This is a genomic window from Gordonia aichiensis (assembly GCF_039946255.1).
Taxonomy (GTDB): Bacteria; Actinomycetota; Actinomycetes; order Mycobacteriales; family Mycobacteriaceae; genus Gordonia; species Gordonia aichiensis_A.
Genome location: NZ_JBCDWL010000007.1, coordinates 43,197 through 70,146 on the forward strand (window position 1 = coordinate 43,197; position 26,950 = coordinate 70,146).

Genomic DNA, 26,950 nt, shown 5'->3' on the forward strand with positions numbered 1-26,950 from the left:
CGCTCCGACTGTGGTGCTACCTCTGCTGTCGTCGAATCGTGCCGGGTCTCGTCCACGACGGTCATCAGCGGGCGCTCCAGGCTCCGAGATCCCACCACGGTCCCCAGGAGGTTCCGTGGATGTGGGGTTCGAGGATCGGCTTCGGGTGGCGCATCCCGGTGTCGCGGGTGGTGTACGTGTGGTGCATGAACGCCAGGTACACCGATCCGGGTGCGGACACGTACCGCTTCTGGATCTCCCGATACAGGTTGTTCTTGGTGGGGCTGTCGGGCATCGAACGGGCCTGTTCCAGCAGTGCGTCCAGGCCGGGCGCGATGAAGTTGCCGGGGTTGGAGAACGGGCTGGAGCCGGGTTCGCGGGTGTGGAGCGTCGTGTAGGTCTGTTGGTCGATCGAGTAGGGCATCTCGCCGCCGGCGAGGACGACGGCATCGGTGCTGATCCGGGTCTCGATGTCGTCCCAGCTGCTGCCGGTCACCGTCACCTCGATACCGAGGTTCTTCATCGCGTCCGCGAAGGCGACGCCGAGGTCGCGGCGGACGGTGTCCTTGGCGTCGTAGAGGACTGTGAAGGCGGCGCGGTCGGCTCCGCGGCTGCGGATTCCGTCGGCGCCGCGGATCCAGCCGGCGCGATCGAGCATGGCGGCCGCGGACTGGGCGTCGTGGGTGAAGGTGGCGTCAGGGTTGTAGGCGGCGCCATAAACCGGGGCGACCGGAGTGAAGGCCGGTTCCCCACTGCCGGCGAGGACGTCGCGGATCAGGGCGGTGCGGTCGACGCCGAGGTTCATGGCGGTGCGTGCGGTCTGGTCGGCGGTGAACGGGTTGCTGGCGGGCAGGGAGATGCCGCGCCAGTCGGCGGTCGACACGGTCACCATCGTGGTGTTGTTCTTCCCGTCGTTGGCTTTCGCCAGCCGCGGCGGCAGGTTGGCGCCGTCGACCTGGCCGGTCGCGACCATCTGCGAGCGGGTGTTGTCGTCAGGGACGTAGGAGTAGACGACGCGGCGGATCGCCGGTGTGCGATTCCAGTAGTCGTCGCGGGCGGTGAGCACTGCCTGGTCGGGGCGCAGGGAGTCGAGTCGGTACGGGCCGGTGCCGACCGGGTGTGTGTTCAGGTCCCATTCGGCAGCGGGCTTGTCCTGCACCTTCTCTGACGGAACGATGCCCAGCAGCAGGTACGGGTCGGGGCTGACGTTGTGCGACAGGGTGACGGTGACAGCGAGGGGGCCGTCGGCGGTGACCGACTCGATCGGCGCGAACTGGTTCGCGATGTCGGCGGCGACCGTGGTGGAGGCGACGGCCTTGTAGGTGGCGACGACGTCGGCGGAGTCCAGTGCGGTGCCGTCGGAGAAGGTGATGTTCGGGCGGAGCCGGATCTTCCACGCGCGGTCGGACAGTCGTTCCGGGGCGTCCGCGGCGAGTGCCGGCGTCAGGTGCGGGAGGGTCCGGTCGATGTCTGCGGCGGGCTTGAGGAGGCCTTCGTAGATCGGGGAGACGCCGAGGCTGCCGTAGCCGAGGAGCGGGTTGTATTCGCCGAGCGGCTGGGAGTCGGCGAGGACCAGTTGGTCTGATGGTGCGGGCGTCGATTGGCAGGCTGCCAGTGGTGCGATCGTTGCGAGTGCGGTCACGGCGGCGGCGATGCGCCATCGGTTGTTCACGTGTGCCCCTTCGGAAACCAGATTGCTATATGTGTCTGCTCAGACACCTGTTGGTGTTGGGAACACCGTAGCCACCGCGTTTCCACACAGCCGGGCCTACCGGAACCGCAGGTCAACCACTCTCTCGCCAGGAGGAGCCGCCCGTGCACGACCCCATCGATCTCGACGCCGCACAGTGGGCGCGACGCTTCGCTGTTCTCTCAGATCCGACCAGGCTCAGTCTGCTGATCTCGATGCACGCCGTTCCCGGACAGTCGGTCCTCGAGCTCGCCGCAGCTTCCGGCACGACCCGGAACGCGGCATCACAGGCCCTGCGGGGGCTCCGCGAGGAAGGCTGGGTGCACGGTGACCGCGACGGCCGCATCGTCCGTTATCGGCTCAACTCCGATGCGATCGTGCACCGCATCCTGCACGACATCGTCGGCGCCCACCACCACTGATCCGGCGTGCCGCACCCTCCCCCACTCGTGCCCTGTACTGGGGTGGTCCATCACCGACCACCTGGAAGGGGCCGCACCGTGCAACTCGTCCTCAACACCCGTCTGTTCGCCGATCGCGCACGAACCAGCCCGCTCTATCCCGAGTGCTCATTCCTCTCGGGCCTCGATGAGCAGTTCATCGACTCGGACGACGAAGCGCGTCTGGTCGAGTACTTCAACAACGCCGCGATGTTCGGTACCGGCGAGGCCGACCCGGTGTTCGCCGTCCGCGGCCTACCCGACGGTGCGACGCTGACCAGGGTCGAAACGACCGCCCACATCGACTACGACCGGTTCGGCGGATCGGAAGGGTTCGCCGCCACCAGCGCGATCCGCTGGGAGATCGTCGGTGTGCCGGGCGAACTGTCCGTCACCACCTGGTTCAACCTTGACCCTTCCGACCTGATCGCCGACGGCACCGACGCCGACGACGTGTCCGGCACCGAGCAGCTCATCGCGTTCGCTCGCCTGTGCACCGAGGCGGTCTCGGCCGAACTCGCACACCAGCAGTCGGCGTGGTCGACGCTGCTCACCGCCTAACCCTTTCGACCTGCCTGGAGATTCCCATGATCCAACTGTCCTTCGACGCGGACGCGTTCCGCGCGGCCGCCCAGTACGTCATCGACATCGCCGACGCCCCCGCCCTGACCGGCGACGAGAAGGGTCTCATCGACGCCGAAGATCTGTCGGCGTTGCGTGGGCACTTCGCTGAGGCTCTGAACGAGGCGTCCATCCACGACCTGATCGTGCACGCCGTCACCGGGCTCCCCGACACGGCCACCGACCCCGACATCATGATCAGTTCCGACACCGACTTCGCCGACGACGGGTTCCCGGACGGCACGCACTGCGAACTGGACGTGACGTTCCGGTCCGCCGGGGCTCGTCAGCGGATCAGCGTCGGCGCACACCTCGACGTCATCGACGCCGACCGCCTCTGCCGGGACGTGATCTCACCGACCCTGCTCGACCAGCTGGTCGGTCTCGCCGCCGAGTACACCGACCGGCTCAACCACAACCTTCAGCGCGCACAGGAAGCGTGGACTGCCGTGCTCGTCGCCTGACCCCGAACATCCGGCGCCCAACTTCTGCAGGTCTCCGACTTCCGACATGTACGTGGAAGCGGAGCCTGCAGTGCTGTTCAGTCCGCGAATCGCACGAGGACGGGGAAGGACGGGTCGCGCTGTTGGACGAACGATCGCAGATAGCTCGTCCGATGACGGCCGTCAACGAAGAACGTCGTCCTGTCGCTTCCGGTCCCCAGGATCGGCGTGTCGCGGAGCCAGAGCTCGTAGGCGTTGCTGGTCTTCGCCGGCAGCGCGGAATCGAACACAGACGCGTCGACCGAGGCGGCCCCTTGCGCGAACCCAGCAACCGTTTGTGCCAGTTCGGTTGCGTCACGAACGATGTCCTCGATCCGGCCGGGCCGGTCGAACCCAGCGGACAGTTCGTCGTGCAGGATCGTCTGGTACTCAAGGGTCCAGAAGGCTTTCTTGTTGACGTCCTGGTCGCGCCATGCGTTCCCGAGTAGACGTTCCATCCTCTTCTGCAGGTTCGGGTGCTCGCCCTTACCGAGGCCGTGCGGGTAAGGGAGGTCCTGGACTTCGATCACCGCGTATCTCATCGTCATGAATCCAGTCTGGGGTCTGCACCGACCCGTTCTCCGAGGACACGCCACACCTAGTTTGTCGACGACAGCGGCCACCGCGACACCCCTGATGTCGCGGTGGCCGTAGGTCGTTGTCTGGTTGTCAGGCGGCCGGTCGGCAGCCTGCAGGGCGGCGATTCCCCCGCCAGACCGGACCGTCCGCGGTGATCTTCTCGGCGATCAGCGGCAGCTCGCTGGGGTAGATGGTCAGCCGGGAGCGGAGGGTGCCGACCATGGGGGTTTCGCGGATGCCGATGTAGTCGGTGAGCATGTGCGTCAGGGTCTGCGCTAGATCCAGCGTCAGGTGGTCCAGCGTCGGCAGCAGCAGCGCGACGATGTTGCGTCGGGAGACCTTGCGGGTTCCGGCGCGCAGCAGCCACGTTGGCTCGGCGAGAGACGGGTCCACGATCACCAGGTTCTGGAAATGGTGCTCGATGGAGGCGTACGGGGCCACCAGGTAGTGCTCCAGCTTCTGCCACTTCGCCGAGTCGGCGAGCTTGCGGGTGCATGAGAGGGTCGGGAGAGTCATGGTTGGGCCTTCCAGTCGGTGTCGGTGGATTGCCTTGAACTCTCGTCGTCGGGTGTTCGGCGACGCGGCACTCGACGATCCCCGAACCGTCCCTACTGGAGGAAAGGGTCTGCCTATCGTGTGAGTCGTGTGCAAAGGTCCGAACGAACCCGGTGGCCCCCAACGCTGCGACGGCGAAACCTCGATCCGTGCGCAGAACGCCCAAGCAGCGCTGCAGGAATGCACCTGCGAAGTGAACGCCCTGTCCAGCGAGATCACCGACATCGACCAGATGCTCAACGACCTGCACGACGCCCTGAACGGCACGCTGACCGCCGACCGTGAACGTGAGCTACTCGACCGGCTCGACTTCGACGCCGACACCGAAGACAGCAGCGACGATGGCCGCGGGCCTGCCGGCCCGGCACCGGACAGTTGGGAAGCTCGATCGGCGGCAGCTGTGGCGCAGGTCAACTCCGCATGGGAGGACGTGGCCAGGTCGAGCCCGGTCCTGAACAAGAACGACGGTCCCGACGACTTCGAGCGGCGCCTGAACCCGGAGAACTACAAGGCTGCGTGCGCCGCCTACGAACAGGCTGTCATCAGTGCCGGCGCAGTCATCGGCGAGCGCGCTGACGAACTCATCGAAGAACGGATCGCCGCCGCCGGCCCCCTCGACGACATCACCATGGCGGACGTACTCGCGGCCGGCCGCGCACTCGATCGATCAGACCCAGAGTCGGTGGCAGAACTGGATTCGCGCCGTGAGCGGTTACGTAACCAGCGCCAACAGATTGAGAGGCATGCCCAGATCCGCACGCAGGCCTACCGGGATGCCATCGCCGAAGTCCGGCCGCTCGGTGGCGCGCAGCCCATCCTCGGTGGGAAGCGCCCCTACCGGCCACTCGTCGAACAACTCCATCGAGTGAGCAACGACCTCCCCGCGGACTGGGTCACCCGCATCAACGATGAGGCGCCACCTCTGAACGTCAAGATGGACAGGAAGGGGCGAGCCCACTACAACGACACCGAGAATCTCATCAAAGGCGACGCCACGGACGCCACCATGTATCACGAGTTCGGTCATCGCCTCGAGTACCAGATCCCCCAGATCTCGGTCGCTACAAATGAGTTCCTCCGTCGGCGCACCACCCGCGCGGACGGAAGCCGCGAACCCGAGAGGGCCTTCGCGCGAGGCGAGAAGGTCCGGAAGGGTGGCTTCGTTCACGGCTATGTCGGCAAGTCGTATCCGCCGCCGGCCACCGAAGTGTTCTCGGTCGGCATGGAGAGCATCTTCTCGGGCAACTTCGGGGGACTCACCGGCGCCCGCTCCAACCATTTCGACAACAGCCCTGCCGACCTCGAGCACCGCAACCTCATGCTCGGTCTCTTCGCCACCGCCAACCGCTCCGAGCAAACCCACACCAATGCGACCGCACACAACCTTGCCGTCCACGTCCGGTAGTCCCGAGAGGAACCGATGACCACCTCCCCCATCACCATCACCGCCACCGAGTACGACGGTCCGCGCACCTTGGTGTGGACGCGCAGCGACCGCGACAACGACGCCGATCCCGGCCAGTGGACAGGCGACCAGGAGTGGATCGACCGCGCGAACTTGATCTTGGTGCTGAGGGAGCCGGTGGTGGTGGTCATGCCGAACGTGGCCTACGAGTTTGCCCCGGCCACCGAGTCACTGCGGGTGGCGGATGCGGCGGCGGCCATGATCGCGGCGGTCTCCGGGCACGCCGACTGCCGGGAAGCGTTCGCTGAACTGCCCACTGATCTCGTCGACGACGAAGACCTCCCCGAAGGCACCGTCTTCTGAACCCCCGTGTGACTCCGGACAGCATCCAGATCGAGCACAAACGAAGGGAGACCCTGCCGACCGGCGGGGGCTCCCTTCCGCTCTAGGTCAGGCCGGGATGCGTCCGGCAGCGACCTCGACGTACCACGGGTTCGGGGTCTGCCCGCGTCGTTCGGCGGCGGTGACGAGCAGCTGCGCGCTCGCGCGCCGGGCCTTCGCCGTCTTCCCGTACAGCTTCACGATCGCTCTTCGAGTGCCGCAACCTCGAACGTCGTCGACCGATGCTGTGCATGTACCTGTTCTCGAGCGAAGGAGCACCATGACCGCTACGACCCCCACCCCTGACCAGTTGCTGACGCAGTTGGCTGACCTCGCCGCGGCTGCTCGCGCGGCCGGTGTCGACGCCGCCGACATCTCCCGCGCAACCCAGACCGGCGTGATCCCCGACCTGACGGTCGTCGTCGTTCGCGATCCTGACGGCAACGACGACGTGACCGTCTTCGCCGACAACGAACCGTGTTCGGCATCGACGATCGTTGTCGACGCCGGACGTGGATGGTCGCCGAGCGAGTGGCAGAACTTCGTCGACAGCAGCCTCGAGTCGACCAGCGGGCCGCTTCGTGAGCACCTGCAGGAAGTGCTCACCGCCCCGCCCGGGGACGACTACATCGATCAGGAGGCCTCCTGATGAGCAAGGCGACACAGGTATGGAGCACCGAAGACGGCAGTGTGGAAGGCCGCCCGATCGGTGATGCTGTCACCCTCCTGGAGCGGTACAGCGACACGAGTCTGGTCCAGGACGGCGCATCCGCCGAGCAGAACGCCCGCCGTGCGTGGCACGCCGGTATCGGCGTGCTCGCGTATGCGAAGGAAACCGGGATCGCGCATCAGGAGTCGGCCCGCACCTGCATGTCTGATCTGATCAACGATCTCCGTCATCTGTGCGACGCCCTCGCGATCGACTGGGACGACGTTGCGCGGCCGTACCACTACCGCGAGGAGATCTACGACGGTGACGTGACCGGCTGACCACCGCTGGCTCGGCGAGGTTCCGCGATGTGCGGGCCTCGCCGGGCCTGGAGGATTCCGCTGAGGTTTGTCAGTTTCCGGGCTGCGTGTCAGTGGATTTGGCAGCAAACCCCCTGTTTTCCGGGTTCGGTGTCAGTAGCCGGTCGCGATTCCAGCCGATCGGCCGTATTCCGTGCTCGGTGTCAGGTCGCACTTCGGGCATTCCGCGGCGGACAGTCAGATTCCGAGATCAGTGTCAGTGCCGTGCGGCGAGGATCGCCGACCATCGCCGCCGCAGCTCTCTCCGCGGCGGCCGTTCCCATGGAGAACTCTCCCCGGGAAACCGGCTTCCTACGCTCCCCTCTGCGAGCTCGCAATCCCTCATCGTCGGCGCTTGGCCGCAGGGTTCGAGTCGCACTGCGGCCCCTCGGGGCCGGATCAACCACGTCAAGGAGACACATGAGTAAGACCTTCCCCCGCACTCTTGCTGGCATCGCTGCCGCTGCCGCCGTCATCGGCGCCCCCGCAGTCGCAGTACTGGCAACCGCCGGCCCCGCGGGCAGCAGCCAGGCTGCCCCGCAGCAGGGCGGCATCGGCAACAGCTGCCCGCCCCAGCAGGGCGGTATCGGCATCCCGTGCACCCCCCGCCAGGGCGGCATCGGCTGGTAGTTCGCCACTGAACGCATGAGCCCCGCACGATTTGGCTTCCTTCGATCGTGCGAGGCTCTACCCTTCCGGCCTCCTCGGAGACCCCGGACAGCGGGTACGCCGGCCTCGCGGGCCGCGGACCACCAGCGTTGACCTCACTCACGCACCAAACTCGGCGAGCAGTTTCTCGGTGCGCGCCAGGAGGTCTGCGGTCCGTTGGTCGATGTCGGCGTACACGTCGTCGATGCCGTCGAAGGCATCATCGACGGCGGCTTTGCGGGCGTCGATGCCGTGCCCGTAGTTGTCGGCCAGCCGCGGCGTCTTCAGCTCCTCAACAGGCGGCGCCGGTTCGGGCGGCTTCGTGCGGTCCAGGATCCGCTGCACCCACGCTTCCCGCGAGCGTCCCCCGCGGCCTCCGCCGTACAGGTGCATGGTGACGACATCGAACACCGCCCGGCCAGTCATCCCCGTCTCGTCATCGGTTGGCGGTGCCAGGAGATTTCCCCACTGGTCGAACGCTGGCAGCAGGACGTAATCCGGGCGCGGCGGATATGGAGGCGCGGCCAGCGATGGCCGCGCATCGTATGAGACCGGAGCCGCCGACGTGAGCGGCTTGACCACCGACGCAGACGACGGCCGTACAGCGAGAATGTTCCGCAGCTGCGCCCACCGCCGCCACACCGGCAGCAACCCGAACGGATCGCCCGGATCAGCGGGGAGCTCGATGTCGTGGCCGCCGCCGATCTGGATCATCTGATCGTCGGTCATCGTGATGTCGCCGCACCGCAGCTCCCCCACCTTCGACGCCGGAACGCCGACGATGACCACCAGCCACAAGATCAGAGCATCGCGGCGACCGAACAGACCAGCCGGCCACCCCGAAGTCGGGAGCTCACGCACCCGATCGTGCGCCAGCTCCACATCACGACGCCGCGCCGACAAGAGCCGCCGGACAGCAGTCACCGTGCCCGGCTCGTCGTAGCCGGCACCGCGGTGCACGTTGTTGATCGCCGCCACCCGGCGCCGCAGAACAGACCGCGACGCCGACGGGTTCTCCTCCATCAGGAACCGCGCCACCGTCCGTGGGTCGGCAGGCAGAGACTCCCGCTCGAAGGCTGCGCACCAGTCGGCGAACAGCGACCATTCGCTGCGATAGGTGGTGGGAACGTCCACTGCCATCACTGCGCCTGCACTGCGGTGAGAAGTCCGTTCACGTGTGCGACGAGGTAGTCGACGATGGGGCCGGCCCCGGCTGCGAATCGGCCGCCGCCGCGGGTCAAGCGAACGCCAGCATCGTGGAGGTCAGCCGCAGTGATGAGCAGTCGACCGCGCCCATCGGCCAGGAACTGTCCCGGCGACGTCACCGAGAGCTGATCACCGTCTGCAACGAGTATCGAACGCTGAGGATCAAGCATCAGTGCATGAAGGTGTGTCCGGGTAACTTTCATCAGGGCGTCCCCTTTCTCTCGTTCACAAGTATCCCAGCGTGCTTCCTGCCCTTGCCGGGCGTGCGCGATCAGTTTTCTCCGACATCGACCAGCGTCAGCGTTTCGGCTGACCATGCCTCGTTCATGGCTTCACGGAGCAGTTTGCAGGCTGCGGCCACGGCCAGCGGCGTGCCTGTCCACAGCAAGAGGGAATCGGCCAGGGTTCCCTCGAACGCGATCATCACGATCAGCGCGAAGACCCAGAAGCCGATCACGGCCTGTGCGATGGGGCGGATCGCGTAGTCGCCGCCGCTGCGCAGCCACATCTTGCGGTGCGTCGCCCGCCGTAGCCGTGCGAGCGAGATTCCCCGCCGCTGGTCACCGGCAGGGACCGCCATCGCTTCCGCAGCCCTCACGACGTGCGGTGTTTGCAGTGCGAGCATGCCGTATGCGGCCAGCGTGACGATCCAGTCTCGGACCGACGACGCGTTGTGGGAGGTCGGCTCAGGGAGCGAGATCGCAACGGCCCCGCCGAGCAGGATCAGCCAGTAGCCGCCGCTGTAGGCGCGGCTCGCGGCGACCGCGCGGCCGTCACCGTAGGCGGCGATCATGGTGCTGGCCGTCGCGACCAAGACGCCGGCGACCGCCAACGGTGTCACGGTCCACCAGTCGACTCCGTCCCCGGACCACCTCATGGCGGCCGCGGGCACGGCGGCGACGACCGCAACTGTTTGGATGACGGCCAGCGCCACGTACGCCCGCCAGCAGGTCGTCGACTTCTGGTCGGCCTGAGTCTGGAGCCACTTCCGTAGCTGTGCTTCCAATGCGATCATCGCGTTCTCTCCTTCACCTCAGTGCTGGCGGCGCCTAGTCGGGGGCGTCTTGCACTGGCGACTCTTCCCCGTGGTGGTCTCAGGTCGCGGCACGCGGACGTCACCGTGATCCGGCCGCGGACTGAGCGATGCCGTCTGAATCGGGGTGGCTGAGTGGACAGCCATACCGGTGATGCCCGCATGGAAGAGCCCGGACCGGCGCGGTCCGGGCTCTGTCGGGTTGTCGTCGGCTACATCAAGGTGATCGAACACAGTGCGATCGCTGGGCTGAGTCGCTGTGGCCGCAGTGTCAGCGTCGTGACGTGGCCGATGCGGGAGCCGTCGGCGTCCTCGACGATGACACTGTCGCCGAGGGCCACACCGTCGAGGTCTGCGAGGAAGGTGATCGAGGCGGCCTCCTCATCGGTGAGAGCCTGCTCTGTCTTGAAATCCCAGGACCATATCCCGTCGGTACGGTTCCGATGTCCGTTGATTCCCTTGTTCTCCGGTGTTCGAGCTTGCATTGGGTCACGCCTTCCTGGCTGGGGTTGGGTTCGCGTGCATGGCGCGCACGTTGACGTAGCCGAGTCGGTGGCCAGCGGGGTTGAGCACGTACACGCTGCGGTCAGTGTCCGACTGCGCTCTGACATCGACGGATCCGCCGGGGACCTCCTCGAGGACGCAGTCGACGATCGCGTCCTGCGCGGAGATCGCTTCGGCTGCGGTGTCGTACGCGGCGATGAGTCGTTCGCTGTCGCCGAGCCCGATATAGAGTCCGAACATTTTCTGACCTCCCGTGGTGTGCCGATAACCGTTCAACTACGAGCTGAAGTCTTCCGGCGCGATGCCGGTGGTGCGGCACGCCCACTACCCCGCTGCTGCGCGATTGGCCGGCCGCCGGCGCCTTTCCGATCAGGCCAGGCGGACAGCCTCATCGAAGGCGTGCGCGGGCTGGTGTGGTCGCGTTGTGCGTGCCGCACGGGAAGTGGGGTGCCCGCGAGTCTGGTGTCGCCACATTCGCTACGAGAAGGAGCACGCACACCATGACCGCAGTTCAGATCGATGAGGTCAGCTACGTCGACGCCCGCGCCGGGCACGACAAGTTCTATCGGACGTTCGTGATCGGCCAGTCGTGGCTGATCCAGTACGGACGCTCGGGCACCCTCGGCACGTTCACCAAGATCGTCGAGACCGCCGACCATGACGCCGCGGTGAAGGCCGCCGCCGCGAAGATTCGGAGCAAGGTCAAGAAGGGGTACGTCCCGAAGCGTTCCGGGACCGTTGAGGGCATCGCTGATCTGTCCGACGTGACGGTGCTCGACGACGCCGCTCACCAGCTTCCCGTCGGCGACAACCCGACCCCCGTCGACATGGGCGCTGCGCCGACGGTCGACCTGGCTGGGGCTGAGGTTCGCCCGAACCGTGTCGCGGACGTGGTCGCCGTTCTCGCATGGCGACCGTCGGCCGCGGCCGTCCCCACTGATCTCGCCCCGGAGTTGCCGGTACGGCCGATGCTCGCGTCCGTGCAGGACGAGCAGACGATCGCCGCGGCCATGACCTCCGATCAGTGGTTCGGGCAGTTCAAGTACGACGGCGACCGCGTCGTCATCGAGGTCGTCGACGGGCAGATCAGGGTGCTGAACCGGCAGGGGCAGGCCAAGGTCCGCAACGTCGGCCACGCACACCTGGCTCCGTTCACGGCGCTGCACTCAGGGCGGTGGGTGTTCGACTGCGAGGTTGTAGGCCGAACGCTGGTGCTGTTCGACCTCGCCGCCGCCACTGACGGCACCAGCACGTGGGTGCGGGATGACACGGGCTTCGTCGACCGCTACCTGGTGCTCGCGTCCATCGCCGGAGTGCTCAGCATTCCCTCGGCTGCTGAGCGTCCCGACGGCAGTGTCGTCCTGGCTCCGATCGCCGACGACACCGACAGCAAGGCCGACTTCCTGGCGACGGCGGTCGCCGAGCACCGGGAGGGCATCGTCCTGCGTCACCGCGACGGCGGCTACGAGCAGGCTCGCCGATCAACCACGTTGGTCAAGCACAAGCTCGTCAAGGACGCTGACGTGGTCGTGGTCGGCCTGAATCCGAGCAAGGAGTCCGCCGACCTCGCCGTCTACGACGACGGTGTGCTGACTCAGGTCGGGTCCGCGTCGACGATCGGCAAGGACGCAGTCGCCGGGCCGGGCGGCGTGCATGTAGGGCAGGTGTGGAAGGTGCTGTTCCTGTACGTCAACGACCCCACACACCCGCGGATGGTGCAGCCGCGGCTGATCGAACGCCGCACCGACAAGGCCCCCCAACGAGTGCGATCTGACGCAGTTCGCGGACGCCGGAACCAGCAAGGTCGTCTGACCTTCCCGCTTGGCCGGTCTGTCATCTCCCTGTCGGGGTGGCAGACCGGCCATCGCCGGCAGAGGCGAGCGGACAGCCTGCCTCGCTGCCGGCTGAACGTCGATCCCCAAATCGGAGCACTGGCTCGTCTGCCTGCTCCACCGGTATCGGGGCCTATCGTGAGCGGTGCCGCGCCACCGGACCCCACTGGCTGAAGGTTGAAGGGCCAACTTCAACGACCGAAGGGAACCCCTGCCGTGCACGTCATCTCGACCGCACTCAATCCGGCGACCGCACTCCTGGTCGCGCTGCTCGCGCTGTCGCTGCTGCTCGTTGTGTCCGCACGCACGGTCGCCGCATTGCGCCGCCACCGCGAACCCACCATCTGAATCCAGTCCCCACCACCAACTGCACCAAACCGAAGGAGACTACTCATGTCCGACACCACGATCGAACCCCAATGGCGCGCCACATTCACCCCCGAACAGGAGGTTGGCGGGCAAATCGTCGACGCCGACTGCGACGATCCGAACACCTGGTACATCAGCGATCGCGAGGCCGAAGACGCGATGCAGTCGGGATGGTTCTCCGAGTCGCTGATCGACACCCGCGATCCTCGGCTGCCGGAGGTCGCCCTGACCCATTCCGGTCCATTCTCTGTCGAACTGCGTTGCACCGGCTGCGGTGAGTACGCGGCCTACGCCGACGACATCACCTTCGCCGACCACGCCGATTGCGCACCCTCTGCGCCGAAGGTGACCGAACCGGTCCTGTCCGGGCCGGAACTGTCACGCCCCTGGGCGGCAGCGCTGCGCGAGTCGACGCTGCTCGGTCAGGCCGCCGTCGTCGACCTAGGCCCCGCCGTCCCGTACACCATCGAACTGCGTTTCGAGGTCCTCGCCTCCCCCGCCAAGGTCACCGAGATCGCCGCCAACCTCGCCGCGATCACCGGTGGCCGGCACACCGCAACCTTCGACGAGAACTGGGACGAGCTCGACCTCGCCGGAGGGACCACCCATGCCTGACGCCGCCACCGACTTTCAGCGTCCTGCCGAGTGGCCGACCGGATGGCTTCACGAACTCGGTGTCCGCTGCCCGCAGTGCGGGGACCACTATGCCGTCACGGTGACTGCATCGGTCCAGGTTCGTCTTACCGAGGGCGGCACCGATGCTCAGTTGAGCGCACACGAGTACCTGCCCACCAGCGCCGCCGAATGTGGCAACTGCGATCGTGCTGGAACGCTGGCCGATTTCTGTGCGATCCCTGACGGAACGCAGCTCGACGGTGTGACCGCTGCGTCCTGCGAATGGTCGACTGACGCCGATGACGCCGGAGCGGCCTACTGGGCAGACCTGACGTTCGCGCAGTTCGATCAGGCGCGAACTCTCGTCGCCCACTACTGGCCGGGCGTGACGATCGAGGTTGTCGACCAGATTCTGACTGTGCAGACGCCCGACACCTTCGCGGACTCTCTCCTGCTCGGGCTCACCGAGGCTCTGGGAGAACCGGACTCCATCGCCTGAGCACGCGCGAGGCTGCCGGAACAGGACGCCCTGTTCCGGCAGCCTCGCCGGTGTTCAGTACGGACAGCCCTCCCTCAGTCGGCAGCGCCGCACCGGCGGCGCGAGCGGTTCGCTACAGGGCGGGGCGGCCGGTGCGGTCTTCGTCGGGGAGGGGGAACTCCGACCGCGCGGTCTCGGGGATCAGGGATCGTACGGCGTCGATCGCGTGGAGGTTGACCGCGACTGCCCAGTCGGCGTGTGCGGCTCGGGTGTCGCCGACCCTACGTGCTTGACGACGCCGCCGGTGATCACCTGGCCGCCGGTCAGGGTCAGCTCGACGGGGTGGTCGAGGAAGCTGCGCATCACCGCGTGGTCGATGGCCGGCTGTGGCCGGCGGAACAATGGGGACAGTCTCACGGGTGGCTCTTTCGTTTCTGGCGGGGCAGGTCCCGCGATCGGGTCTATTGTCGGGGCCGGTTTTCCTAGACCCGGTGCAGCAACGGCGGCGGCACCCGAGATTCCTCTCAGGTGCCGCCGATGGTCTGGCTGATGCCGGCCTGTCCCCTACTTGGTCGCCGGCTTCAGCAGGAACTTGCCGTCGATCATGATCGGGTTTCGTTTGCGCGGCTTCCACACCTTCAGGTAGGTGGTCTTGCCGCCCCTGGCGCTCTCGCGTTCGCACACCATGTACCGGGCATTGTCGTACTGCCGCCAGCCCGTCCCGCCGACGGAGAAGCCGTACTGGACGACGCTGCCCCGGTACTGCTCACCGATGACCGCGCCAGCATCGGCGAGGTGGCTGCCGCCGCCCTCGATGAACGCTGCGATCTGGGCGTCGAGCTCGTCGAGCGACTTCAGGCCCTGAAGCAGGTAGATAGCGGTGTCCTCGTTTGCGGATCCGGCGACGCCGTCGATGAGGCCCTTGAACGAGTCGTTGTACGGGTACGCGCCGCGGTCCTTCATTCCCTGGTGCAGGGTCAGGAACTGCTTCATGTAGGGGCGGACCTGCTCGTGGTTGTCGTAGTCGCGGTCCCAGACGAACGTCGGGGTCTGCTCTGTGCTGGTGGTCATCGGTGTTCTCCTGTCAGGTGGTCGATCGGATGTGGAGGTGGTTGGTGGCGCGGCCTTCCGGCTGCGCCGTGTCGGTCACGCGGCCGGGCGCGGTGCGGGGATCTTGGACCAGCCGTGGGAGTCGACGGCGTAGCCGACTCCGTCGATCGCGACGACGTCGCCGACGGCCAGCGCTCGCAGTCGCCGCACCCGGTAGCGGAGAGCGATCGGCACCATCCACCCGCGGAGGTCCTCGGCGTCATGGCAGGAGGACTGGAACACGGCCTGCGCGACCTCGATGGCGGTGATGCCCTCCGGGGCGGCGAGATCGAGGGCCAGCACCGGAGTGAGCCGATCCCCGTGGTGGTAGCCGCGCATCGGTCCGGCCGGGCGGCCGCGGTCGTCGAGCTGCTCGTTGTGCCAGACCTCGAGGTTCAGGGTGATTGCCATGGCGGATCCTTTCCGGCGGAGGGGGGTGTGCTTGCGTGCCTTCAGACCACCAGTCGCCTCATCGAGGTCGCGGCACGGCGAACCCAGCGCACTGTTCGCCGGCTACTACGTTCGACCAGGTAGAGCACCGCGGCGCGACAGCGGACTGCGGACAGCTCAACTCCTCCCGGAACGACATCGGCACCGCGGGAGGCGGTGGGCCTCCGGCGGTGCCGATGAGTCGCTGCGGCGTAGGTCAGCCGACCGGGCTGACCGCCCGAGGCCCGGCATCGAATGCGCCGTCGTCGGCGTTGATGGCATCGGAGATCAGGACCGGGACGTCGCTGACGCCGTCGTTGACGATCAGGTGGCCGTCGCGGATGTCCTCGCCGTTCCACTCGATGTGGCGCGCCACACCGGCGATGTCGACGTCCTGCCCGTCGCGCTCGTACAGGAAACGCACGCGCGCACCGGTCTGGGATGCCTGGACGATACCGTTCAAGCGGACGACGTCACGGATGGTCAGGGTGTTCTGGTTGTTCATCGGGGGAAGTCCTTTCGGGGACGAAAGCAGGAGTCGTGCAGCAGCGGGTTCTGCTGCACGAGACGGCGTTCAGGCCGTCGGCGTCGAGACCGGGATCCAGCCGACGCTGTCGCACGAGACGGCTTCACCGTCGACCACCACGACGTCGCCCTTCGACAGCGACCGCAGCTGCTCACGCACGTAGTGCTCGGCGACCGGATGAGTCCACTCCGGGATCACACCGAACTCGCGGGACGCGCCCTGGAAACAGCCTTCGGCGATCTCCACGACACCCGCGGAGTCACGAACCGTGAGCTCGAAGTCCTCCATCACCCGCACCAGACGGTCGGTCGCCCGGTAACCGCGCTCCCACGCCGGGTGACGGCCCTCGCTGTCGGTCTCCTCGTTGTGCCAGATCGTGATCGTCGCGGTCCCCATCGGGTTCTCCTTGCTCGGTCGGTTGCTACACGAGAAGTAGACGTCGCAGTCCCCGGATGGCGCGGCACTCACTCTCGCGGGCGCAAGCGCTCGTCAGCGCCGAGCACCTGGCCGCGGGACCGAGATCGGATGCTAAACAGCGGACAGCCTCACCGCCGGCGAGGACGGTGAGGCTGGTCTGCTGCCTACTGGTGTTGGCGCTACGACGGCATCTCGTCGAGCTGCTCGTCGACAACCTTGAGCATGTCCGACATCCCCGTGCGCAGCGCCGAAACGAACTCGTCGGCGTTGCCGTTCATCACCGCCGCCGCTGAAGCGCCGACACTGTCGTTGGTGAGCGGCAGTACCTGGACCCCGTACGCGTGGTGATCGACAGCCCCTTGAAGGTCTTGAATCGACCCCCGCAGGTGCCGCAGCTGAGTGACCGCCTCGTCGATCCGGTCATCGTTGTTGTAGTCCGCAGCCATGGATTCCCCCAATCGTTGATGTTCACTCACCTCGAGCGTATCGGCGATTTCACCGGCCCGGAGGGGCCAATCCGGGTTCACCGGTGAGCGTCGCGAGGAGATATCCGACGCTCGCACGCACACCGGCGAGGTCTGTCTCGAGTTCTCGGTAGCGTTGACGTGCAAGCTCGTCTCGCCCGTACTGGAGGAATGCCTCTTCGAGTTCGCGATCGATTCGAGTTGCTTGTTCCAACTGCTCCAGTGCCACGACCTTCTCCGACAGGTCGGTGACCAGACCCACGTAGTGGTGCAGAGCTCCTACCCGTCTGATCAGGCTTTCCGTTAGGACTTCCAGTTGCTGTCGTTGAAAGTCCTGGTGCTTGCGTGCGAGTGCGGCTTCGTCGCTGACGCCGTCGCACGTTGTTCCGATCGCATCCTGTAGCCGAGCCAGGTGCTGCGCGTGCCGTGTGACTTCTTCGAGCTCCGCCGACGGCGAGAACTTCGCATGAGCAACGTCGAAGTACTCACTGTTCCAGGCTCTACTTGCCTGCAGCTCCGCAACAAGGTTCGAGGCCACCACAGTGATTCGGTAGTAGAGTTCGCCAGCGCCCGGATCCGACATTGGCAGCCGCCAAGGAGAAGCGAGGGCCGTTGCAAGCTCATCACGGTCCTCGTAAGAGAACTGGTGAACCCCTCGAGGTGCCACGGCAGCAGGTGCTCCACGGCGCTTGCGTTTCCGGAATAGTCCGCGGGCTTCCTCCACGGCAACGCCCGTGACGGCGCCAAACTCGATTCGGCGGCCGTTGCGGATCTCTGCCGGGAACGTCACGCCGTAGGTTCCATTCGCCGCAGTGAACACGCCGTTGGGTAGGACGTAACCCGCCGCACGGGCTGCTTGCAGCCGCACCCGTAGATCCAAGCTGATCGGGAGCTCAGCGAGATTCGTACCACGCAACGACGCCTCGCCAACTCTCCGCATCGCTGACCGAACACCCTTGACGGCCTCATCCTGAGCCTCAATCGGCACGACATCGAAGACTCGGTCGGGGGCGGCGGGCATGAGCAGATGTCGGGCTCCCGCTGGTGACTCCTTCGATACGGCGTCGTAGTCGGGTTCCATTGCAGTCACGTCTCCTTCGGCTGCTCGGGGCGAGATAAGTCGTTGGCCTCAGCTTCTCAGTATCAGCAGGCCTCATCCGATACGCGGCATAGTCACGATGAGTCGTGACGGGCTGTCCAGCCTCGCCCGACGCATGTCACGAGGCGTCTCTCACTGTGAGTTCTAGAGACCGAGCATGGTGGCAGCGTTGTTGTCGTGGGCATCGCGTTCACGGGCGTAGATGAGGACGCCTTCGAGGGTGCGGTGGCCGGTTTGGCGCATGATCGCTCGCGGTTCGATTCCCTGGATGAGGCTCTGGGTGGTGAAGCCGGCGCGCAGCGAGTGGGCGCCGTACTCGGTGATGTCCAGGTCGGGGTAGGCGGCTTGGAGTCTGCGGCGGACGATGGTGTGCACGAGCTGGTCGGACATGGCGATGGTGGCGATGTCGCCTGTGCGGGTGATGCTGCGGAACACCGGCGTGAGCGGCTTCGCGAGCTCGGGAGGATGCGCGCAGATGTGCTGGGTGAGGGGCTTATCGCGCGCCAGCAGCCGGATCAGGCCCGGGCGGCCGTCGGAGTCGTAGACGTGGACAGCTTCCATCCATCGCAGGTAGGCGCAGGGTGGGCAGGTGATCGCGGAACTCCATTTCGGGAGGGCCTTGATCTGCCCCTTTCCGCCCTGGTCGGTCTTCGACCGGCGCAGGGTGATGGTCCACTTCCCGAACCTGTGCTTGACGTCGCTGACGCGCAGTGCGACCGGTTCGGAGCGGCGCATCGCCCCGCTCCACCCCATCAGTAGCAGGGCGCTGTCGCGGCGCAGGTGCAGGTGCTTGCGCCAGGTGTCGGCGTCGTCGCGACCGGTCTCGAGCATCGCGTCGAGCTGTTCAAGAAGGAGCGGCGCTTCCTGCTCGACGTCGCTGCGGCCGGCGGCGGCCGCGCGGTTGCGCATGGCGCGCATGAACTCCGCGAGCTGAGGCTGAAGCCACAGCGGTAGGGCCTTGCTGTCAATTGGCATGGCAGCGGTGCTGCGGTGGACGTAGCGGATCGCGGCGAGCGCCTGGTCGATGTAGGACACCGAGTAGGTGCCCTCTCCCCTGGTTCGGGTGGTCGGCGTCGAGTGTTCGAGCATCAGCAGGTATTCGCACACGACGTCAACGTCGGCGGGGAGGGACCGGTAGTTCTTGACGGCGCAGTACTGCTCGAAAGCCGCCCAGTGCCGGGTGTAGGCACGCTTCGATGCCGGCGCGAGAACGTCGGACAGCGCCTCGCGCAGTCGGAGTCGGCTCGTATCGCTGACGGTGGCCGGTTCACTGGATGCGGACGGCACCGCAACCAGCGGGAGTCCTGGTTTGCGGTCAGTCACCGACGATCCCTTCTGCGTATCGGCGCCACGTCGCGCGTTGCGTGTCGGTGGCGTCGGCGAGGTCGTGGATGCCGTCGATCTCGGCGAACCGTGCGATGTGCTCGGCGATGGCAGCTTCGCGGTCGCCGTCGATCATCCGGCGCAGTTCGGTCAGGTGGCGGACGCGCTGTTCTGCAGCGGCGAGTTCGGTGTCGACCTCTGCCAGTCGGGCCTGTCCTTCCCAGACGGTGACCGTGGAGCCGTCCACTGCCACGCCCTGCCATCGCTGTCCATCGAACCGGACCTGCGGTGACTGTTCGGTGGGCGGCGGCGGCTGCTGCGACGCCGTCGGCGGCAGTGCGGGTTCGCTGGGGCGCGCGGTTGCCGCGGGGACGGTCTTCGGTGCAGCTGCGGTCGGTGAGGGTTCGTCGACGATCGCGTCCGACCAGTGCCCGGTCGATGCTGGGCGACGCGCGGGCGCGTGTCCGGAGTTCTGTTCTTCCTGGCCACTGCTCGCGGTCGGCCGTTCCTGCGCCAACGGGCTGCCGGGCTCGATGTCGTAGTGGCCGACGACCGATCCCAGTTCCGCAGTTTCCCGGACCTCGGGGTTCCCTGGGAGAGGGAGTTCCCGCACCGAGTGATCCGTCGCCGACTCCGTCCAGTCCCCTGTCTCGCCTGCGGTGTCACTGAGTTGCGCGGCGTTGTCGGGGTCGGCCAGCCCTGACACGAAGGTCGCCCGGCCGAGGCTCCGACCGTCTGCCAGCCGGTAGAAGCGCTTCCCGTGTTTGATGAACGCGAGGGCGTGGTACCTCGCACCCTTCCACTCGATGACCGCGGCGTCCGACCTTGTCTCAGTCGAGTCCAGCGCTGGAGCGAGTCGGCTGATCACGGTCGTGTCCGCCGGTAGGACGTGGCTCTGTGCGGTACGGAAGTGGACGCGCCCCCGCTTGACGAACGCGAGGGCGTACATCTGCTCCCCGTCCCATTCCACGAGGAAGGCGTCCCCCTCGGCGGTGTCACGTGACGTTTCCGCCGCCGCTGCCTCATTCGTGGCCATGCGCTATCCCTTCGGGTCGATATCGAGTACTGCTGCCTTGATCTTGCCGTCGACCGCTAGTCCGCGCGTCACGAGTCGGATCTCGCCGACGTCGGCGGTTCGGAAGCTGCCGATGAGCCAGAGTTCCGAATCCACCGGCGCCGCCGAGGCGTCGCGCAGGTAGCAGGCGGCCGCGATGACCTCGTCGGGGTGGCCTTGCAGCCAGTCCCAGCCGTCGTCGTCGGCGAGGAGGATGCCGACGGGCAGGCCGGCGGGTACGGGCGCCATTCCGGCGTCGAAGCTCATGAATGGCCTGGTCAGGGGCCATTCCGTACTGGTTCGGACAGCTCCGGGGGCGACTAGGTCGGACATGGCTGGGCATCCACTCTCTCGCGTGCAGCGTTCCTAATCACCTTAACACGCTGACCTGCGTAAACATAGGTCTCGGTTGATATATCCGCAGGTCAGTTATGGACTAGACGCGAGAAGTAGAACTCTCGTCCCTAATCTCTCCGATTCGAGAAGTAACAACATTGCACGTCTGTTGTACCACGTATCCGGCGTTTCCACTGGGCAGTTCTACCCGCGTTTCCGCAGCCTGGCCGACACTCGGCACACCTTCCCACCAGCACGTTCGTATCGGTGGGAGTAGTACGCCAACCGTCCGAAGTGATCTCGTCGAGCAATCAGATAGTCCTGACCCGGGTAGATCCCTCCCACACGTCGGACTTACGTCGGCCGACCGGTGTCCGTCCGACGTCTGCCGCAGTGCTTGGCCACCGGCACGACCATCCGCGATCGCGGCCGCCAACACTGCAGGTGGGCAACAGTGCCTTCTGACCTGCAGTGATACACGCCCGAACCATATTGAATTGTCACAGTGACTATTCGGATTGCTGCCCGTCCTCTCCTGGCGAGTCAGCTCCAAACGCGGCCGTCGCCGTGCAGCGCGCGACTGGCATAGGTCGAGAGCAACACCGCCGAGCTGGTCGCCGCTATGCCGCGCATCACCGATCTAGAGCCCCCGTTCGCCAGTCGCACTTCAGTCGGTTGGCGCCAACCGCAAGCGCGACGTGGGCCGGCCCATCGCAGCGTCCGATTACTGCGTGCGGGCACGACGCGGGCGACGTCGCGAGCACTACTCAGTCCGGATCCGCGTCCAACCTGGCGCAGACTCGGCACCGCTCCCCCATCACTGGCGCTCGGGCCACGCCCGCAAACACAACCCGCCCACAGGGTTGTCCGGGCCGCGCTCAACACGCACGTCCGTCGACCCACGGCCCGATCATCGGCTCACCGCAGAAGGAGGCCGCTTTGAGAATGGCCAGGAATCTAGAGAACTACGGGTAGGCGGTCGTCGAGAAGCCACTCGATATGCTTCCCCTACTACTCTTTCGATAGATGGATCCACAATAGGTTAGAAACACGTGGAGACCAGAACTGCAAGCTACCCCAGATTCGTTCCTTCGATGCACGTTCTAGAACCGGTAGAAGTATCGTTCCGCCACTCTACAGGGATGTATCCTTAGGATTTCTAATCCTAGTGCAATCCGTCATCTGTGGATGAAGTACAGCCGCACATGCCGATCGTGTCCATACATCATGCCTGGTACAAGCCCATTAATGCCCTCATTACGGTGTTCATTATTTCATGCCGCACTCTGTCTAGTTGTTCATTCATTACGTTCATTCACAATGCATGCATCGTTGTGTTAGGCATGGCATTGCGTACGTTATGCATTATCGTGCACAACGCTGACTACACCACCGATAACATTGCTTGATGCACGCCGCTACGCATCACCCTGTTGCACACGCAACTTATTATCGACACCATTGTTACTATCGTTGGTGTAGTCATAGCTGGATCCATTCTCTTGTTAATTATTTGTCTACACACGTTGCTCATTGCTGGATTCCACATGGTCCTGGTGGCTGGGTTCCGTAGCGTGCACCTGACGCTACTCATCACGGTGCGGAATGATGTGTGCGATACTGGCTACGACACTGACAGTCATGCCGTACCGATTGCGCAGTGTCGCAACGGCTTACATGCGCTGCACCACACACATCGCAGCACCGTGAGCACCCGCGCACAGAGTGCCGGGGTCTACATACACAGCAACAAGGCACACCGAATGGAGCCACGCATGGACGACCTCAGTCCGTACCTCACCCGAGTCATCGCGATCGCCAACGGCAAGGGCGGTGCAGGGAAGACTTCTGTCGCCGTCAACCTCGCCGGCAGTGCGGCCCGCGCTGGTTGGCGGGTCCTGCTCATCGACCTAGACCCGCAGGGCAACGTGGAAGAAGACCTCGGCTACGACGACAACCCCGCCAACGACCGCGGGCTCCACCTGAGTGATGCCGTCGCCCGCCCCGGAGTTGAACTGCAGCCGGTACTCCGCCAGATCCGCCCCAACCTCGATGTGATCCCCGGCGGAGAGCACCTCGACGACCTCGACATGGTTCTGCTCGGCCGATCGACTCGTCGGCGTGGCGACACCAGCCGACTGCTCGCAGAACCGTTGGCGCGCTTGGCAGGCGACTACGATTTGATCCTCATCGACACGCCCCCGACCCGCCCGATCCTGCTTGACCTCGCGCTCATGTCCGCCCGTTGGATCGTGATTCCCACCAAGTCGGACCGCGCTAGCATCAAGGGCCTGTCGAACCTCGCGGGGCAGCTCGCCCCGGTCCGCGAACAGCGCGAGGACATCGATGTCCTCGGCGCAGTGCTCTTCGGCGTCACCTCCGGCGCGTCGACCGTGCGCAAGAACGCAATCGACGACATCAGCGACGCGCTCGGGGGAGTGGCTCCGGTGTTCGAAACGGTCATTCGCCATTCTGAGGCCACCGCCACCGAAGCCCGCTACGACGGCAAGCTCGTCCACGAGATCGCCGACAAGGTCGAGAACGCCGAACCGTACTACGCCGCACTGAAGGCCGGGCGTACTCCTGAGCGGCTGCCAGGGGCCGCGCCGCGACTGGCCGGCGACTACGAGCTGCTGGCACAAGAAGTTCTCGGAGCCCTCACTGCAAAGCTCGGGGCCGTCGCTGCAGGAGGTAACTGATGGCACGGCGGCCGATGAAGCCAGCCGGACTCGGACGGGCGACTGTACCTCCGCCTCCACCTCGGCAGATGCCCGTCCCGCCGCCCAGGCCGCAGCAGCCGGAGCCTGCGCCATCCGCGGAGGTACCCGCGTCGGCCCCGATCGCGACCAATCCGACCACCCCCGCAGAAGTCGCGGTCACTGCAACGCACGAGGACGCCACCGATGCTCCTCAGTCGCGGCGCCGAGCCCACAGCTACGCCGACGACATCGCCGTGCCCATCACGCTGAGCTTGCCGGGGCCGCTGATCAAGTGGGTACGCGAGCAGCGCACGACCGATCAGACCGTCGCCGATGTCGTGCTGCGGGCGATCGTCAACAACCTCGACAGCCTCTCGGACCGGGTCTTCGAGCTTCGCAACCATTCACGGAAGGAGGGCGGCTTCACCCTGTCAGCGCCCAAGTCCGAGTTGGTGATCGGGCCGCTGCAGATCCACACGCGAACGAGCAACCTGAAGGAGATCGACCGCCTGGTCACCCAGTACGGCGCGGAGAATAGATCGCAGCTCGTTCGCGCGGCGATCGAGGCCGCCTCGCAGAAGTAGTTGGAGTCGTCCCTGACCATGTCGCCCAGTCGCGGTGGTCAGGGACGATCTTCGTCGGCCAGGCAATGAACCCTGTCACGAGGGCCAATGAGATTGGCGTCACCGTTCAGGGGGGCCGCGGCTTCCCCGTCACGGTAGAGTTTGTCGAGCTTTCGGAAGGACAGCGTAGGTAGGCGACGGGAATTGGTGGGCATGGCAGCAGCGTCGGGCAAGTGGTTTCTGATCGAGCAGCTCGATCCGCGAAGTGAGCCGACGGTCATCTGGAACACCACACGTCGCGCTGACTTCACGTCACTGAAACGGCTGGCATCAAAAGAGCGCTTGATGTGGCTGCCGAAGGCTGTCGCGCAGGCCATGGCGATGCCACTGCAGCCGTTCGACGAACGCGAAGCAGGCCCTCTCGCTCAGCTACCCGTGCCAGGTGCCGACGGGATGTCTGCGCTGCTGTGGCATGTCCCTGAGTCTGGACCGGTACAGCGCATTCCGTGGGGAATCCTGATGTGGGTCGGCCCGTCCGACGATCTGCCGAAGAGCCGTCCTCGGGCCGCCGGCGTCCGCTGGGATCCCACAAACGGGAATCTTTACAACTCGCCGGACACCTTCCTTCTGTCGGCGAGCAACCTCGACCATTACGCCGACATCACCGACCCCGACTCCTTCTTCGCGCGAACCGTGCACTTCCCTGAGCTCGGCAAGGTAATGGAGGTGGTGTTCGGGGAGCCGTCCGGCCTGTCGATGAGTACTGCGTGCACGCTGCTCCATGACGATGGACGGCTGGTCAACAACTTCTTCGTCGCCAAGCAGATCCTCCTCGAGGACGGCCGCAACGACGCCCGCGGCATCACCATGGATATCTCGTCCTTTGAGGCGCCGTCGATCGACCCTGATACCGCGGCACGACTGGCCCAGACGACACCGGACGGTCATTCGCGCGCAGTCCTAGCGCTGCGCGCGAATGATGGCGGTACCCCAGAACCGGTGATCTCCTACTGGTGCCGAGCGTCGGCGCCGCCGTGGATGCCGTACTGGAACGACTGGGGCCCGGTCGACCGAGCCCAGCGCACCATCATCCATCCCGAAGACCATTCGACTGTCGCTGACGTCGCCGCTGACCTCGGTTCGACCGGGGGAGTCACGATGACCTTGAGGATGGCCGACATCAACGGTGATTGGCGTCCTGTCGACGCGACGTTGTCTCGCTACGCGGCATCGCAGCGACTGTTCATTTTGCAGCTGCCGAACTAGGCCCACGCGGGCATCGCAGACACCCGTAATCCTTATGACCTGCGATTTCCTATCTACGACATCTATACATTCATGGTCTTCATGTGTATGCGTGGACTAGTGATGATGCATGTAACCCGTTAGTTCATGGAGGTATGTGACTCCATTGAGGTCAATAGCTCTGGGAAACACCGTCCCTAGAGTGACCGGACAGCACCGCACCTCATGAACTGATGGAGACCCGATGACGACCAAAGGCCGGTCGACGCCGAAGAGCTTTTCGCTCGAGACGGAGTTCCTCGACGAGTTGAAGGACGCGCGGAAGGCGTTCGTCACGGCCGAGATCGCTCAGGTCTTCGAGCTGCTGAACGGCACGCTCGCCGAAGGCGTGTTTCTTCAGATGGTGGCCAGGCTCGGGATGGAAGCGATCGCGAACTCGCCAGAGGAGCGCAGCAAGATGTGGCAGCACGTTCCGGCCACTGCTCGCGGATACCGTCCCTGACCTGCGGTGAATCGGTGCCACTGACCTGGGAAGGCATAAAGTTATGCTCTGGGGCAACGTTTCGAAGCCACCTACTGAATAGGCCCCAACTATGTCCTGCCGCCGCATTACCGTGAGGCTGGTCGACCGCGAGATCATGGACGAGCTCGCAGCTAGAACCGAGCGAACCATCGTCTGGATCCTCGGCGAAGCCATCACCGACGCCGCGGTCGCGGTTGCTAACGACTCGCGTGCGCTGCTCGACTACGCGACCGCTCCCATCCCCGGCACGTTCAGTCGGACCACCATCGCGCCGTCGGCTCTGATGCAGGAGTTGGTCGATTCCCTTCACCTCCGCACCGACCTTCCGCCGTCGGTGATCGTCCGTGCCGCGTGGTCCCGATGGCTTGCGTTGTACTCGGTTGATGACATCGTCGCCTTCTGCGGCGGAGTCCGACCAGCGTTGGAGAGGGTGTCCGCATGAAGGAGCTGACAGCATCACCACAATTCCGTGAGCAGGTACGTCGATGACTGGAACTGCTGCACGCAAGCCACGCCGCGCCGGCCTATTCACTTCGGTGCCGAAATCCCTATCCAGCTACCTCCGCGGCGCCGGCTGCACCCTCCAAGAAATCGCCCTCTACATGCAGATGTACTGCGACGTCGACACCTCTGCCTGCGGCTACGTCTACCGCAAGCATGAATGGGAATCGATCGCCGGATGCAGTCGAGAAACCATCGACGTGACCCTGCGGTCCCTCGAGGAAAAGGAGCTGGTCGTCGTGTCCGGCCCGGCGATCATTCTGCTGGGCTACATGGCTGAGCAGGGCTTCAACCAGCCCCGTTACCTTCGGTCGGGGCTGTGGGACCTGCAACGCATTCTGTTGGATCACCCGCTCCTGCGGTTCTTCGTCGGGGTCCAACTGCTGCAACTTCGTCTCGTCGAGATGGAGACCAGCAAGGCCCACAATCTGTGGGATGCGGCCCAGAGTCTCTGGTCGGAGATCACGGGCGGGCAGGAACTTCCGCCTCCGCACCATATGCACGGCAACGTCGACGCCCCAGACCGTTTCATGGTGGACGCACTCGCGACGATGCCCGAGGCCGACAAGGTGTTCCTCGCCCTTGAACAGCGTCGATGGCTCGGCCTTCCCCCGACTGTCCGTGAAGCACTGCAAAGTGCGTTCGACACCACAGGCTCGGCAGTGACCGCTATCCGCGGACGCCGAACCGGCAGCGAATAGACCGATGTTCGCTCGTCGTCCAATCTTCGGTGCGACGCCAAGCACCCATCTGCCCCTGATCGCCGACCAACGACCTCGAGTGGCCGAAGCCCTCAATCCCTCGGGCATTTCGCCCAGAAAGTCAGTGCGGACAGCACCCAAACAGAGCGCCATACC

General features: G+C 65.5%; 37 protein-coding genes. 19 read left to right on the forward strand and 18 right to left on the reverse strand.

Going from position 1 to position 26,950, the window contains the following annotated elements:
- Positions 1-64 precede the first annotated feature (64 nt).
- Positions 65-1,651 (reverse strand): ABC transporter substrate-binding protein, encoded by a 1,587-nt coding sequence (locus AAFO60_RS10090; protein ID WP_347956066.1) that lies wholly within the window; start codon positions 1,649-1,651, stop codon positions 65-67.
- Between the two features lie 143 nt (positions 1,652-1,794).
- On the opposite strand from AAFO60_RS10090, the gene AAFO60_RS10095 reads away from it, so the two are divergent.
- From AAFO60_RS10095 to AAFO60_RS10105, 3 genes are all read left to right on the forward strand, one after another.
- A complete protein-coding gene (locus tag AAFO60_RS10095; RefSeq protein ID WP_347956067.1) occupies positions 1,795-2,091 on the forward strand; it encodes an ArsR/SmtB family transcription factor in 297 nt (98 codons plus the stop codon).
- Positions 2,092-2,169: 78 nt separating this feature from the next.
- Positions 2,170-2,670, forward strand: a complete 501-nt coding sequence (locus AAFO60_RS10100; protein WP_347956068.1) for a hypothetical protein — start codon at positions 2,170-2,172, stop codon at positions 2,668-2,670.
- A 26-nt stretch (positions 2,671-2,696) separates the two neighbouring features.
- Entirely contained in the window at positions 2,697-3,194 is a 498-nt protein-coding gene (locus AAFO60_RS10105) for a hypothetical protein (RefSeq protein WP_347956069.1), read from the forward strand.
- A 77-nt stretch (positions 3,195-3,271) separates the two neighbouring features.
- Here the strand turns inward: AAFO60_RS10105 and AAFO60_RS10110 are convergent, their stop codons facing one another.
- Positions 3,272-3,760, reverse strand: a complete 489-nt coding sequence (locus tag AAFO60_RS10110) for a hypothetical protein (protein ID WP_347956070.1) — start codon at positions 3,758-3,760, stop codon at positions 3,272-3,274.
- Between the two features lie 121 nt (positions 3,761-3,881).
- Positions 3,882-4,307 carry a hypothetical protein gene (locus AAFO60_RS10115; protein WP_347956071.1) on the reverse strand — a complete coding sequence of 142 codons (426 nt, stop codon included), beginning with the start codon at positions 4,305-4,307 and terminating at the stop codon, positions 3,882-3,884.
- A 127-nt stretch (positions 4,308-4,434) separates the two neighbouring features.
- On the opposite strand from AAFO60_RS10115, the gene AAFO60_RS10120 reads away from it, so the two are divergent.
- Both AAFO60_RS10120 and AAFO60_RS10125 read left to right on the forward strand, forming a co-directional pair.
- The gene (locus tag AAFO60_RS10120; protein WP_347956072.1) at positions 4,435-5,751 is read left to right on the forward strand and encodes a hypothetical protein; all 1,317 of its coding nucleotides are present in this window, start codon (positions 4,435-4,437) and stop codon (positions 5,749-5,751) included.
- Positions 5,752-5,766: 15 nt separating this feature from the next.
- On the forward strand, positions 5,767-6,114 hold the full coding sequence (locus AAFO60_RS10125) for a hypothetical protein (RefSeq protein ID WP_347956073.1): 348 nt from the start codon (positions 5,767-5,769) through the stop codon (positions 6,112-6,114).
- Positions 6,115-6,201: 87 nt separating this feature from the next.
- Here the strand turns inward: AAFO60_RS10125 and AAFO60_RS10130 are convergent, their stop codons facing one another.
- Positions 6,202-6,333 (reverse strand): hypothetical protein, encoded by a 132-nt coding sequence (locus AAFO60_RS10130; protein ID WP_347956074.1) that lies wholly within the window; start codon positions 6,331-6,333, stop codon positions 6,202-6,204.
- A gap of 79 nt (positions 6,334-6,412) precedes the next feature.
- Here AAFO60_RS10130 and AAFO60_RS10135 point away from each other — a divergent pair, with 79 nt between their 5' ends.
- From AAFO60_RS10135 to AAFO60_RS10145, 3 genes are all read left to right on the forward strand, one after another.
- Positions 6,413-6,781, forward strand: a complete 369-nt coding sequence (locus AAFO60_RS10135) for a hypothetical protein (RefSeq protein WP_347956075.1) — start codon at positions 6,413-6,415, stop codon at positions 6,779-6,781.
- The gene (locus AAFO60_RS10140; RefSeq protein ID WP_347956076.1) at positions 6,781-7,122 is read left to right on the forward strand and encodes a hypothetical protein; all 342 of its coding nucleotides are present in this window, start codon (positions 6,781-6,783) and stop codon (positions 7,120-7,122) included. The genes AAFO60_RS10135 and AAFO60_RS10140 overlap by 1 nt, the downstream gene beginning before the upstream one ends.
- Before the next feature lie 438 nt (positions 7,123-7,560).
- Positions 7,561-7,770, forward strand: coding sequence for a hypothetical protein (locus tag AAFO60_RS10145; protein ID WP_347956077.1), 210 nt, complete (start codon positions 7,561-7,563; stop codon positions 7,768-7,770).
- Positions 7,771-7,908: 138 nt separating this feature from the next.
- Here the strand turns inward: AAFO60_RS10145 and AAFO60_RS10150 are convergent, their stop codons facing one another.
- Positions 7,909-8,928, reverse strand: coding sequence for a hypothetical protein (locus AAFO60_RS10150; RefSeq protein WP_347956078.1), 1,020 nt, complete (start codon positions 8,926-8,928; stop codon positions 7,909-7,911).
- A 337-nt stretch (positions 8,929-9,265) separates the two neighbouring features.
- Complete coding sequence (locus AAFO60_RS10155; RefSeq protein ID WP_347956079.1) at positions 9,266-9,787, reverse strand: hypothetical protein; 522 nt, start codon at positions 9,785-9,787, stop codon at positions 9,266-9,268.
- Here AAFO60_RS10155 and AAFO60_RS10160 point away from each other — a divergent pair.
- Positions 9,786-9,968 (forward strand): hypothetical protein, encoded by a 183-nt coding sequence (locus tag AAFO60_RS10160; protein WP_347956080.1) that lies wholly within the window; start codon positions 9,786-9,788, stop codon positions 9,966-9,968. The genes AAFO60_RS10155 and AAFO60_RS10160 overlap by 2 nt on opposite strands.
- A 271-nt stretch (positions 9,969-10,239) precedes the next feature.
- Here the strand turns inward: AAFO60_RS10160 and AAFO60_RS10165 are convergent, their stop codons facing one another.
- Positions 10,240-10,512, reverse strand: coding sequence for a hypothetical protein (locus AAFO60_RS10165; RefSeq protein ID WP_045536277.1), 273 nt, complete (start codon positions 10,510-10,512; stop codon positions 10,240-10,242).
- 4 nt (positions 10,513-10,516) lie between these two features.
- On the reverse strand, positions 10,517-10,771 hold the full coding sequence (locus AAFO60_RS10170; RefSeq protein WP_347956081.1) for a hypothetical protein: 255 nt from the start codon (positions 10,769-10,771) through the stop codon (positions 10,517-10,519).
- Between the two features lie 260 nt (positions 10,772-11,031).
- Here AAFO60_RS10170 and AAFO60_RS10175 point away from each other — a divergent pair, with 260 nt between their 5' ends.
- From AAFO60_RS10175 to AAFO60_RS10190, 4 genes are read left to right on the forward strand one after another with little or no spacing between them, the layout of a single operon-like run.
- Positions 11,032-12,537 (forward strand): WGR domain-containing protein, encoded by a 1,506-nt coding sequence (locus tag AAFO60_RS10175; protein ID WP_347956082.1) that lies wholly within the window; start codon positions 11,032-11,034, stop codon positions 12,535-12,537.
- Positions 12,538-12,579: 42 nt separating this feature from the next.
- Entirely contained in the window at positions 12,580-12,711 is a 132-nt protein-coding gene (locus tag AAFO60_RS10180) for a hypothetical protein (RefSeq protein ID WP_347956083.1), read from the forward strand.
- 45 nt (positions 12,712-12,756) lie between these two features.
- A complete protein-coding gene (locus AAFO60_RS10185) occupies positions 12,757-13,347 on the forward strand; it encodes a hypothetical protein (protein ID WP_347956084.1) in 591 nt (196 codons plus the stop codon).
- Positions 13,340-13,846 carry a hypothetical protein gene (locus AAFO60_RS10190; protein WP_347956085.1) on the forward strand — a complete coding sequence of 169 codons (507 nt, stop codon included), beginning with the start codon at positions 13,340-13,342 and terminating at the stop codon, positions 13,844-13,846. The genes AAFO60_RS10185 and AAFO60_RS10190 overlap by 8 nt, the downstream gene beginning before the upstream one ends.
- Positions 13,847-14,026: 180 nt before the next feature.
- Here AAFO60_RS10190 and AAFO60_RS10195 read toward each other — a convergent pair whose 3' ends face one another.
- The 10 genes from AAFO60_RS10195 to AAFO60_RS10240 form a co-directional block, all read right to left on the reverse strand.
- Entirely contained in the window at positions 14,027-14,242 is a 216-nt protein-coding gene (locus tag AAFO60_RS10195) for a hypothetical protein (RefSeq protein WP_347956086.1), read from the reverse strand.
- A 147-nt stretch (positions 14,243-14,389) separates the two neighbouring features.
- Positions 14,390-14,896 carry a hypothetical protein gene (locus AAFO60_RS10200; RefSeq protein WP_347956087.1) on the reverse strand — a complete coding sequence of 169 codons (507 nt, stop codon included), beginning with the start codon at positions 14,894-14,896 and terminating at the stop codon, positions 14,390-14,392.
- A gap of 75 nt (positions 14,897-14,971) precedes the next feature.
- Positions 14,972-15,325: a hypothetical protein gene (locus AAFO60_RS10205; protein WP_347956088.1), complete on the reverse strand. Its 354-nt coding sequence runs from the start codon at positions 15,323-15,325 to the stop codon at positions 14,972-14,974.
- Between the two features lie 235 nt (positions 15,326-15,560).
- Entirely contained in the window at positions 15,561-15,848 is a 288-nt protein-coding gene (locus tag AAFO60_RS10210; protein ID WP_347956089.1) for a hypothetical protein, read from the reverse strand.
- A 69-nt stretch (positions 15,849-15,917) separates the two neighbouring features.
- On the reverse strand, positions 15,918-16,265 hold the full coding sequence (locus AAFO60_RS10215) for a hypothetical protein (protein ID WP_347956090.1): 348 nt from the start codon (positions 16,263-16,265) through the stop codon (positions 15,918-15,920).
- 200 nt (positions 16,266-16,465) lie between these two features.
- Entirely contained in the window at positions 16,466-16,813 is a 348-nt protein-coding gene (locus tag AAFO60_RS10220; RefSeq protein WP_347956091.1) for a hypothetical protein, read from the reverse strand.
- A complete protein-coding gene (locus AAFO60_RS10225) occupies positions 16,782-17,840 on the reverse strand; it encodes a hypothetical protein (RefSeq protein WP_347956092.1) in 1,059 nt (352 codons plus the stop codon). The genes AAFO60_RS10220 and AAFO60_RS10225 overlap by 32 nt, the downstream gene beginning before the upstream one ends.
- A gap of 153 nt (positions 17,841-17,993) precedes the next feature.
- Positions 17,994-19,172 carry a site-specific integrase gene (locus AAFO60_RS10230; RefSeq protein WP_347956093.1) on the reverse strand — a complete coding sequence of 393 codons (1,179 nt, stop codon included), beginning with the start codon at positions 19,170-19,172 and terminating at the stop codon, positions 17,994-17,996.
- Complete coding sequence (locus AAFO60_RS10235; RefSeq protein ID WP_347956094.1) at positions 19,165-20,208, reverse strand: hypothetical protein; 1,044 nt, start codon at positions 20,206-20,208, stop codon at positions 19,165-19,167. The genes AAFO60_RS10230 and AAFO60_RS10235 overlap by 8 nt, the downstream gene beginning before the upstream one ends.
- 3 nt (positions 20,209-20,211) lie before the next feature.
- Complete coding sequence (locus AAFO60_RS10240; RefSeq protein WP_347956095.1) at positions 20,212-20,493, reverse strand: hypothetical protein; 282 nt, start codon at positions 20,491-20,493, stop codon at positions 20,212-20,214.
- A 1,616-nt stretch (positions 20,494-22,109) separates the two neighbouring features.
- Here AAFO60_RS10240 and AAFO60_RS10245 point away from each other — a divergent pair.
- The 6 genes from AAFO60_RS10245 (at position 22,110) to AAFO60_RS10270 (ending at position 26,794) form a co-directional block, all read left to right on the forward strand.
- Positions 22,110-23,261, forward strand: a complete 1,152-nt coding sequence (locus AAFO60_RS10245) for a ParA family protein (protein WP_347956096.1) — start codon at positions 22,110-22,112, stop codon at positions 23,259-23,261.
- 254 nt (positions 23,262-23,515) lie between these two features.
- Entirely contained in the window at positions 23,516-23,845 is a 330-nt protein-coding gene (locus tag AAFO60_RS10250; protein WP_347956097.1) for a hypothetical protein, read from the forward strand.
- 192 nt (positions 23,846-24,037) lie between these two features.
- Entirely contained in the window at positions 24,038-25,090 is a 1,053-nt protein-coding gene (locus AAFO60_RS10255; protein ID WP_347956098.1) for a hypothetical protein, read from the forward strand.
- 223 nt (positions 25,091-25,313) lie between these two features.
- Positions 25,314-25,571: a hypothetical protein gene (locus tag AAFO60_RS10260; RefSeq protein ID WP_347956099.1), complete on the forward strand. Its 258-nt coding sequence runs from the start codon at positions 25,314-25,316 to the stop codon at positions 25,569-25,571.
- Between the two features lie 112 nt (positions 25,572-25,683).
- The gene (locus AAFO60_RS10265) at positions 25,684-26,034 is read left to right on the forward strand and encodes a hypothetical protein (RefSeq protein WP_347956100.1); all 351 of its coding nucleotides are present in this window, start codon (positions 25,684-25,686) and stop codon (positions 26,032-26,034) included.
- Positions 26,035-26,077: 43 nt separating this feature from the next.
- Positions 26,078-26,794, forward strand: a complete 717-nt coding sequence (locus AAFO60_RS10270) for a hypothetical protein (protein WP_347956101.1) — start codon at positions 26,078-26,080, stop codon at positions 26,792-26,794.
- The last annotated feature ends 156 nt before the right edge of the window (positions 26,795-26,950 follow it).